Annotated in this window: 7 protein-coding genes; 5 read left to right on the forward strand and 2 right to left on the reverse strand. The window is 60.6% G+C overall.

Features of this window, described 5'->3' with window-relative positions:
* The first annotated feature begins 22 nt into the window (after positions 1–22).
* Entirely contained in the window at positions 23–1,723 is a 1,701-nt protein-coding gene (locus tag KTJ78_RS13085) for an ABC transporter family substrate-binding protein (RefSeq protein WP_217136555.1), read from the forward strand.
* 74 nt (positions 1,724–1,797) lie between these two features.
* Here KTJ78_RS13085 and KTJ78_RS13090 read toward each other — a convergent pair whose 3' ends face one another.
* Both KTJ78_RS13090 and KTJ78_RS14030 read right to left on the reverse strand, forming a co-directional pair.
* Entirely contained in the window at positions 1,798–2,544 is a 747-nt protein-coding gene (locus KTJ78_RS13090; RefSeq protein ID WP_217136557.1) for a GTP pyrophosphokinase, read from the reverse strand.
* Positions 2,545–2,662: 118 nt separating this feature from the next.
* Entirely contained in the window at positions 2,663–5,005 is a 2,343-nt protein-coding gene (locus KTJ78_RS14030) for a putative Ig domain-containing protein (RefSeq protein WP_217136559.1), read from the reverse strand.
* Positions 5,006–5,243: 238 nt separating this feature from the next.
* On the opposite strand from KTJ78_RS14030, the gene KTJ78_RS13100 reads away from it, so the two are divergent.
* From KTJ78_RS13100 to KTJ78_RS13115, 4 genes are all read left to right on the forward strand, one after another.
* Complete coding sequence (locus KTJ78_RS13100; protein ID WP_217136561.1) at positions 5,244–6,737, forward strand: AlkA N-terminal domain-containing protein; 1,494 nt, start codon at positions 5,244–5,246, stop codon at positions 6,735–6,737.
* Positions 6,734–7,276 carry a methylated-DNA--[protein]-cysteine S-methyltransferase gene (locus tag KTJ78_RS13105; protein WP_217136563.1) on the forward strand — a complete coding sequence of 181 codons (543 nt, stop codon included), beginning with the start codon at positions 6,734–6,736 and terminating at the stop codon, positions 7,274–7,276. The genes KTJ78_RS13100 and KTJ78_RS13105 overlap by 4 nt, the downstream gene beginning before the upstream one ends.
* A gap of 9 nt (positions 7,277–7,285) precedes the next feature.
* Positions 7,286–7,759, forward strand: coding sequence for an OsmC family protein (locus KTJ78_RS13110; protein ID WP_217136565.1), 474 nt, complete (start codon positions 7,286–7,288; stop codon positions 7,757–7,759).
* 120 nt (positions 7,760–7,879) lie between these two features.
* Positions 7,880–8,971, forward strand: a complete 1,092-nt coding sequence (locus KTJ78_RS13115) for a hypothetical protein (protein WP_217136568.1) — start codon at positions 7,880–7,882, stop codon at positions 8,969–8,971.
* Positions 8,972–9,684: the final 713 nt, after the last annotated feature.

The following is a 9,684-nucleotide window of genomic DNA, read 5'->3' on the forward strand; positions in this document are numbered from 1 at the left end:
TCACCAACCCACAAGGAGCATCATGAGAAAGAAACAACCACTCATCGGCGCCCTCGCGCTCACCGCTGCAGCGGCGCTTGCGCTCTCGGCGTGCGCGTCGGGAGACGATAAGCCCGGTGACAAGCCGGCGACCGAGGTGAAAGAGGCCGACTACAACCCCCAGCCCCGTGAGAACCTGCAGGAGGGCGGCGAGGTTCGATTCCCGCTCGCCACCCTGCCCACGCAGATGAACGATGCAAACAGCGATGCAAACGCCTACACGGCTCGTCTCGCAGCATGGTTTCGCCCGCAGGTGATTCTCATGGAGCCAGACGGCACCCCCTACAAGAACGACGCCTACCTTGACGTCTGGGAGCACGAGGTCGTCGACGGCAACACACAAATCACGTTCACCTTCACCGACGAAGCGCACTGGAACGACGGCACCGACATGGATTGGACGGCCATCGAGGCAACGTGGAAGACACAGCGCTCGTACGACGAGGGCTTCAACCCGAACGCGATTGACGGCTACCAGGGCATCAAATCGGTCGAGCAGGGTGACACCCCGAAGACCGCGATCGTCACTTACGACGGTGAGTTCGCTTGGCCAGAGATGCCGTTCATGTCGATCATTCACCCGAAAGTCTCGACGCCCGATGATTTCAATGAGAGCTTCATCAACGACCCCCGTCCCGAGCTCGGCGCGGGCCCATACAAGATCGAGACCTTCGACACGAAGTCAGGCCTCGTTGAGTTCGTACCGAACGAAGAGTGGTGGGGCGATAAGCCGTTACTCGACAAGGTGACCTTTCGCCAGCTCGAGTCAAGCGCCGCAATCAACGCGTTTAAGAACGGTGAGATCGATCAAGTAGCCGCGAACGCTCAGAACGAGCTCTCACAGGTTGAGAACGTCGAGGGAACCGTGACCTACCGAGCCCAGCAGACAGCGAACACCCTGCTGCAGCTCAACGCTGAGCGCCCTCAGTTCGAAGACGTCAAGGTACGCGAGGCATTCTTCAAGTCGGTCAACCGCGACCAGCAGAAGGAAATCGCTTGGCAGGGTCTCGGCTACTCCGAGCCCGACGCCGGCTCGTTCACTCTTTACAGTTTCCAGCCCGGGTACAAAGATGCGCTCGCTGAAGCAGGCTACTCGTACGACCCCGAGGCCGCGAAGAAGCTGCTCGATGAGGCTGGCTGGGAGCCGGGTTCTGACGGTATTCGCGAGAAAGACGGCGTTCGCCTCGAAGCGGTCTACCCTATCTGGTCAGACTCGAGCACACTGGCGAGCCTCGCGCAGGCTATGCAGGCCACTCTGAAAGAGGTCGGCTTCGACCTCAAAGTCGACGTTCGACCCTCACAGGCATTCGGAGATGACATCACCTCGAAGAACTGGGACGTTTCGTCGCTGCGATTCACCTCGGGAGACCCCTTTGGTGCAGCCTGGTTCTGCCAGATCTACTGCTCTGACTCGGGCCTGAACCTCTCGAGCACGGGCACCGCCGAGATCGACGAGCGCATCGCCAAGGAGGTCGCTTCAGTGACCGACGCCGAAGAGCAGACCGCAGCGGCTATGGATCTCGAATCTGAGATCATGAAAGAGACCTGGGGCATCATCCCCCTCTACAACGGCCCTGAAATCGCGGTTGTAAAAGAGGGTCTTGCAAACCTCACACCTGAGCCTTACACGGGCCTCGACCTCTTCGGGGTAACCCCCGTCGAGAACGTGGGTTGGGAGAAGTAAGCTCTCTCGCCCCGGCAGTGTGCCCGAAACGGTTCTTCTCCTACCGTTTCGGGCACACGCATGTCTGGCGCGGGTTACGCTCGCCGTATGCGGTCGCGCACCTCGCGAATTTCTTCGAGATTGATGGGTGAGGTCGCAGGCGGTTCACCGTGCATCTGCACGTGCAGGCTCTGCATGCGGGTGTCGAGCTCTGCAGCGATCTCAGCAGCATTTTTCAGTTCGGCGAGTAACTGGCCAGGCACCTGTCGCTGGTATTTGTAATAAATTTTGTGCTCAAGGCTCGCCCAGAAGTCCATCGCGATCGTACGAAACTGCACCTCTACCGGAACGTCAACGCGCCCACTCGAGAGGTACACGGGCACTGACAGGATCGCGTGCAGGCTCTTGTAGCCGTTCTCTTTGGGCTGCGCGATGTAGTCTTCGACCTCGACCACGGTGATGTCGTCTTGCTTCGTGAGCAGGTCATAGAGCCGGTAGACGTCGCGAATGAACGAGCAGGTGACCCGTACCCCGGCAATATCTTGAATTTCTTGGCGGATCGCTTCGCGGGTCGGCGCCACTCCCCGCCGTTCAACCTTCGAGATGAGGCTCTCCGGGCTCTTCAAGCGGCTCGATACATGCTCGATCGGGTTGTACTCGTGCATGTGCACGAATTCTTCGCGCAAGATCGCAAGTTTTGTCTCTATCTCTTGCATCGCGAAGCGGTATTCAAGCATGAAACGTTGCAGTTCATCACCTACGAGACGAAGCTCGTTCGGGGTAATCGTGACCTCATCATCAAGCGACAGTGGTCGGCGTGAAACCGGTGCTGGTGTGCTCATACTGTGAGAGTAACCCCGCACCTTATGAATCTGCTGTGCTGTACCGGAGACGCAGTTGAGGGACGGGCGCCGAAACACCCGTCCCTCATCTAGACCGTTCCTGTCGCTATTACACGGCTCAGTTCTCGGTCATGCTTCGACGTCGCGCGATCACGACGGCCACGCCAGCCCCAAGCGCGATAACCGCGGCGATCGCGACCATCACCATGCCCTCAGAACCGGTATTCGGCAGCGGATCTTTCCCGCCATCACCGTTACCATCGGCGTCGGTGTTGCTGTCGGTATCACTCGCCGCACCGCTGTCGGTATCTGAGCCTGAATCTGAACCGCTGCTGTCGCTATCGCCGTTCGTCGCGGCGTCGCTATCACCACCGGCATCAACGTTGGCATCAGTGGCATTGTCAGTGTCACCAGCATCAGTGTCAGTGCCGGCATCAGTGTCACCAGCATCAGTGTCACCGGCATCAGTGTCAGTATCAGTGTCACCGGCATCAGTGTCAGCGTCCGTCTCACCGGCATCACTGTCAGCGTCCGTCTCACCGGCATCACTGTCAGCGTCCGTCTCACCGGCATCAGTGTCCGTGTCAGCGTCCGTCTCACCGGCATCACTGTCGCCGTCGGTCTCACCGGCATCGCTGTCGGTCTCACCAGCATCAGTGTCAGCGTCAGCGTCCGTCTCACCGGCGTCACTGTCAGTCTCACCAGCATCACTGTCGCCATCGCCGTCACTATCCTCGGCAACCACAGTGATCGTGCCCTCCTGCGATGCCGAGCCAAACACATCAGTCACCTTCACAGTAAAGGTAAAAGTACCCGCCTCGGTCGCGGTTCCACTCAACACCCCAGTCTCAGCATCGACCGAAAGCCCTGCGGGCAACCCCTCAACCGACCAGACATAGCCTGGCTGCGCAGTAGCCGTCACGGTCACCGGATCAAGCGACTCACCAACCTTCGCCTTCACCTCAAGCGGCGCAGACGTAATCACCGGCTGCACACCAACAATGCGCACTACATCTGTAGCACCCGTCTGGCCCCAGAACTCATCGGTATAACTCATGCGATACTGCAAAGCCACCGCCTCAGCATCAGCAGTCAGCTGCAGCGTCGTCGTATGCTCCTCAAGATCATTCCACGTCTCACCGTCAGCCGAAGACTGCCACGTCACACCGCTATCGAGATCGGCTTTCACACCGTTCAGGCTCGCTTCAAATTGCACGCTCTCGCCGAGAGTCGAGATCTCAGCGTCAACCGGCTGCGAGGTCACTTCAGGGGCAAGTAACACAGAAATACTCGATTCCGGCGTGTTGCCCCCGCCGTTTGACACCACGAGATCACCGTTCACCGTCTGCTGCATTGCATAGGGACCGCCTAGAACTTCACGGTAGCTTGCTGAACGAACGCCCTTCTCAAAGTCAGCAACGACCACCAAGTCTTCCCGGCTTGAAGCTGCCCACGCACGATCACGGTCTGGTACCGGCAAGAGGCTTGCGAGCCCGTTGCCAACGGTAATGCGACTCAGGTTTTGGCCATCGCCTTGGCTCAACTTCGCAACGGTTCTCGTGTACGCCGTGGTGTAGAGGGAGGTTCCGGCGCTGTCAAACGTCATTTGCTCAAACTGCCAAATTTTGTCATTCGTGTAGGGTCCAGCAGTCGTCTGAAGTGTCTCGGTATCAACAAGTGTGAGGTTGCCGTTTGCGTTGTCACCGCCAAGCCCCACGGCGATGGTCGAACCATCTGGGCTGATAGCGAGGGCACCATTCGGCAAATACGGGAATTCTGGACCCTCGGTAATCTCACCGGTGCGCAGATCGATCTTGCGGAGCGTTGATATTTTGCTAGCGTAATCGAGCATAAAGAACGATTTGCCGTCATCACTGATTTCAACACGGTGTCCGTAGCTTCCAGGCAGAGTGTGTCGGGCTATCTCAGCATTGGTTTTCGTGTCGAGTACGATGACCTCATAGACACCAGCCGGCGATCCATCGATATATGCGAGCACATCGGCATGCTTCGCAGCCCTCAGCTGACCGCCCGAGTACGAGTCAATAGGCGCCTCACGCGTCTCAACGTGCATGCTCTTCTCGAGGTCGAAAATGAAAATATCGTGGGTTCTCAGCCCATTTCGACTGCTGTACGCAAATTTACCATCTGCGCTCACCGCGATTTCAAGCGGTGTGACGTCAGTGCGCTCGGGGCTGTCTGGGTTTCCCGGCTCGACGAGCAACGGAATGCGAACTGATAATTCATCACTCACTGCCTCACGAAGAGGGTCAGCGGCTCTCAGATCAACCAGCGTTTCAGTGTCTTCCTCGGCAGCATGTCCTTCAACGCCGGGAGCGCCCTGAACTGCTTGGGCCGAGAACGCCGCTCCTCCGAGCAAGAGACCGGTCAGCGCGATGCCAAGACCTGCCCGCATAGCCAAACGGCGATCGCCGCCAAGTCGTCTAGATATTGTCTTCACGTATTCCCCTCAATGTCGCCTGCAAAACGCATGCCGTGATGCCGGCTATGTCACAGTCATGGGAGTATCCCCCAGCCGACAGTCTACCTTTAGAATGCGGTCCCAGGTTTCCCGATAACCAAGTTGCTACAAACTTTGCCCCTCACGACAGGCGTGATTAGCTTCTACCCGCCCCCCCCCCCACCGCCATGTCCGATTCCCGCGAGCGTCACACATCTCGTCGTGGCAAGCTAAACCCATGACCCAGGCACCGACCACCTTCGATGAGCGCTATAACGCCGTCGCCTCGCGCGATCGTCGTTTCGATGGTCAGTTCATTACCGCGGTACGTTCAACCGGAATCTACTGCCGCCCCTCATGCCCGGCTCGCACCCCGAAACCTTCAAACGTCACGTTCTATCTCACCAGCGCCGCTGCCCACGAGGCCGGTTACCGTGCGTGTAAGCGCTGCCTGCCAGAGGCCGCACCCGGCTCCCCCGAGTGGAACCTTCGCAGCGACACCGCGAGGCGCGCCATGCGACTCATTGCCGATGGTGTCGTTGAACGCGAGGGCGTGCAGGCGCTCGCAGCGCAACTCGGCTATTCCTCCCGCCACCTCAACCGACTCCTCACCGCAGAACTCGGTGCTGGGCCGCTGGCTCTTGCCCGCTCGCACAGAGCGCACACCGCGAGACTCCTTCTCACAGGCACCCAGCTCACTGTCGCAGAGATCGCCTTTTCGTCGGGCTTCGGTAGCATTCGACAGTGCAACGACACGATTCAAGAGGTCTTTGGCATGACCCCGACCGAGCTTCGGCACCATCGCCGCGGCCCAGCCACCGCCGCGGGGGCCATCGACCTCGTGCTCCCCGCACGCGAACCCTTTGACCTTCGTGGCATCTTTGACTGGATGGCAGCCCGCGCTGTTCCGGGCATGGAGGCAGCAGACGAAACCTCGTTCTCCCGCGCCCTCACGCTCCCCGGGGGCCCGGCCTGGTTCGAGCTTCGCGAAGACCCGAAACGGGGCGACCGAGTGCGCCTACGCGCACAGGTCACCGAGCTTTCTAACCTCGGCCTCCTCGTGGCGCGGGTGCGCCGTCTCTTCGACCTCGACGCCGACCCCAACGCGATCGACACCATGCTTTCGCGCCACGAAGCGCTCGCACCGCTCGTGGCGCGCACACCGGGCATCCGTGTTCCCGGTGCCGCAGACGCGCACGAGATGCTCATCAGAGCGATGGTCGGTCAGCAAATCACGGTTGTCTCGGCCCGAACGATGCTCACCTCGCTCGTGACCGCTCTCGGGCAGCCGGTCGAGGGCGCAACGAGCGAGCAGCGCCTCCTCTTTCCCAGCATGGCAACCATCGCCGAGCATGGGCACGAGGTGCTCCGCGGCCCGAAGGCTCGCATTCAAGCCATCACGGCTACCGCCGCGGCCCTCGCCGATGGCTCTCTTAGCCTCACCTCGGCCGACGATGCGACCGAACAACGACGCACCCTGCTCGAACGCCCCGGCATCGGCCCGTGGACAGCCGATTACGTGCGCATGCGCACGATCGGCGATCCAGATGTCTTCTTGCCTGGCGACAGCGCACTCCGAGCCGGGGCAAAACGTGCGGGGCTCGCAAGCGAGGCCAAGCCACTCGCCGAGTGGGCAACGCGCTTTGCTCCCTGGCGCAGCTACCTGAGCGCACACCTCTGGCGAGCAGCGCTCACCCCCACCGTCTCCCCCACCCCGAAAGAACGCTCATGACCACACACACCAAAGCCATCGCCCACACTATTGCAACCCCCGACGGTCCCTTCACGATCATTGCAACCGAGAACGCCCAGGTGCTCGCCTCGGGATGGACGAGCGACGCGGCTGGGCTTGCCGAGAGAATCAATCGGCGGATCCGCCCCGATTCTCTCGTCACGAGCGCGACCCCCGCGGCTGAAGCCGTCGTCGCCTACTACGACGGCGAGCCTTCACGGCTCGCGTCGGTCGAGGTCTTGCAGCACGGAACCGAACTGCAGCACCTCGGGTGGAGCACGCTGCGCCAGGTCGGGCCAGGTCAGCCCGTGAGCTACGCCGAGTTTGCCGAACTGCTCGAGCGCCCGAGCGCAGTTCGGGCCGCCGCAGCGATCTGCGCGCGCAACGCTGCCGGGCTCTTTGTTCCCTGCCACCGCGTGCTGCGCACCGACGGATCACTCGGTGGCTTCGCCTGGGGCACCCACATCAAGCAATCCCTGCTCGACCGCGAGAGCGGCGGCGAGCGCGGCCTCGACAATACTGCCTTCTTCACCATCTAAGGAGCCATCATGACCACAACACACGACTACGCCATTGCCGTTCACTGGACCGGCAACACCGGCGGGGGAACAAAGACCATTCGCGGCTACTCCCGCAACCACAACATTGATGCTGCGGGGCTGCCCACCATTGCAGCGTCGTCAGACCCTGCGTTCAGGGGTGACCCGACACGGTGGAACCCCGAGCAGTTGTTCATCGCGTCGATCGCACAGTGCCACATGCTCTGGTACCTCGGGCTCGCAGCGAATGCGGGCGTGACCGTCACTGCATATGAAGATCAGCCAACAGGCGTCATGCTCGAAGAGGCAACGGGGGCAGGCCAGTTCGAGAGCGTCACGCTGCACCCCGTCGTGACCATCACGAGCGACAGTGACCCTGCTCTCGCCGAGCAACTGCATAGTCGTGTCGCCGACTACTGCTTCATCGCACGCTCGGTGAACACGCCTATTCACCACGAGGTGCGGGTCTTGATCGCCGAATAGGTGCTGTTCAGGCGCCGACATAATGAGGCCAAGTTCTCGCTCCTGTCCCATATTCGGTTACAGTCGTCATGAACAAACCGTGCAGAAGTCCTTTCTGCACCGACCGCAGAAAGGACAGGGATGCGCCGCCCATTCGTCACCGCTTTCGGCTTCATCGCCGCCGCGACCCTCCTGCTCACCGGCTGCCAAGCGAACGAGGCCGCCCCCGTTGTTGAGTCTGAACCAGAGCAGGCCCACGGGCCGGTGCAGGGTAACCCGGTCGTCGAGATCAGGCAGCAGTGGGTGCAGTACGAGGGGCGCGACCGCGACGGCGAGCGCTTCACACTCGAGGTGACTCTTGAGCGCCCCGAACTCAATGGAACAACAGACGCTATCTCTGACGCGTTGAAGGAGCAGGTCGATGACGTGCTCGAAGGCTACTTTGCCGACCTCAGAACCTGGGCAAGCGCCTATAGCGTCGAAGAGTTGAACTGTGAAGATTCGACCGCCTGCGCCCTTCCCGTCAGCATCACGACCCCTGACCACGGCACCTACGAAACGTATGCGGGCGCCACCATGCACTTCACCGCAGAGATCGTCGAATCGTTGCCGTCTCACGAGGTGTTCTCGGTCGTCGTCGCAACCGACGGGAGCGAGAAAACCCCCGAGCTCGCAGACATCGTGAACCTCCGCGACAGAGTGCCTCACAAGAAGGTGCTTCACGAGTTGCAAGCCGCCGATAACTGGCAGGCCTGTGCCGAACTCGAACCAGACTTCGACGAATGGGTCGCCGCGTGGACCCCGACCGAAAAAGGCCTCGCGCTCACCTGGAGCGAGACCGCGAGCCGCATCAGCAAGGAGTGCGGTGTGATCAGCGTCGTCATGCCGTGGGGCGACGAGGCCCCCACCGATTCCGCCGACCCCGCGATCGAAGAGTCGTCTGGCACCTGGTGCAGCGGCGAGGGCGACTGCCTCGCGATCGATTACCCCACGCTCACGCACGAGGGCACCACCTTCACCATGAAGGTCTCAGGCAAAAACGGGCTCTTCCTCGGCTGCTTCGATATCGGCCTGCACGATGAGAAACACGCTCCCGCGGGCTATGCCGCCTACTGCCCCGCGATCGCTCCCACCTTCGAAGACTCGCTCTCGGGCGCCTCCTACGAAACGGGCGCCGAACGCCTCATGCTCGGCGACGACGACGCCGGCGTCTTCTACTCACGCTCTCAATAACCTCCCTAATACAGGGGTAACGCCGGTCGTAGGCTGAGGCCATGTCTCGAAGCTCCTCGTTCTCTGGCTGGGCGACCTTTCTGGGTCGCACACCACAGAACTCTGGGGAGTGCTCATTCTCGTCACCGCGTAACGCTGAGGCTGGGAGAAAGCGTAGGCGCCGCGGCTGAGGCCAAGTCAATACCACTGGCAGATGCACATAGAGGGTCTGTCTCCCAAGTCCGGTAGGCTCCGTTACCAACCAGATATCCGCGAAGGAGTTCTTCACGGTACCTGCGAGCGTTTCGGATATCAACCGGATCAGGTTAAGACGCGGCTCTCCGTCGGCAAGTTCGCTGGCGGTGGTCATGAGGAACGTATCAGGGCTTGAGCAGCAACCCAGCACATCGGTGGACGTGCTCTGCAGGTGTTCTGCGGGCCAGAAGTCGTCACAACGGTGAGGGAAGTTGCCCGAAGCAAACAGTATCGCGACAGCCATGTTCTAGCGACGCTTAAAGTCCTTGAAGCAACGGGAGCACTGAAATCAGCGTAATTGCGTGATGTTTTGTTCACAGGAGCCCTGTGCAGGTGTGCCACGTCACCGTGTGGTCAAAAAGTGTCGAAATCCCCAGGCAAATCGACACTTTTTGACCACACGCGCTCGGTGTCAACTTGTTGTGAGTCACTCACCCCGGCATACCGTCAGGGTCTTGTCACTGTTTGGGAAGGTTAAT

Source organism: Leucobacter chinensis (assembly GCF_019049105.1).
In the GTDB taxonomy this organism is placed as follows: domain Bacteria; phylum Actinomycetota; class Actinomycetes; order Actinomycetales; family Microbacteriaceae; genus Leucobacter_A; species Leucobacter_A chinensis.

Bases quoted from the DNA above. Each gene is read 5' to 3' on its own strand.
- KTJ78_RS13090 (WP_217136557.1), bottom strand. From the start codon at position 2,544: ATGAGCACACCAGCACCGGTTTCACGCCGACCACTGTCGCTTGATGAT.
- KTJ78_RS13105 (WP_217136563.1), top strand. From the start codon at position 6,734: ATGACCACACACACCAAAGCCATCGCCCACACTATTGCAACCCCCGAC.
- KTJ78_RS13115 (WP_217136568.1), top strand. From the start codon at position 7,880: ATGCGCCGCCCATTCGTCACCGCTTTCGGCTTCATCGCCGCCGCGACC.
- KTJ78_RS13085 (WP_217136555.1), top strand. From the start codon at position 23: ATGAGAAAGAAACAACCACTCATCGGCGCCCTCGCGCTCACCGCTGCA.
- KTJ78_RS13100 (WP_217136561.1), top strand. From the start codon at position 5,244: ATGACCCAGGCACCGACCACCTTCGATGAGCGCTATAACGCCGTCGCC.
- KTJ78_RS13110 (WP_217136565.1), top strand. From the start codon at position 7,286: ATGACCACAACACACGACTACGCCATTGCCGTTCACTGGACCGGCAAC.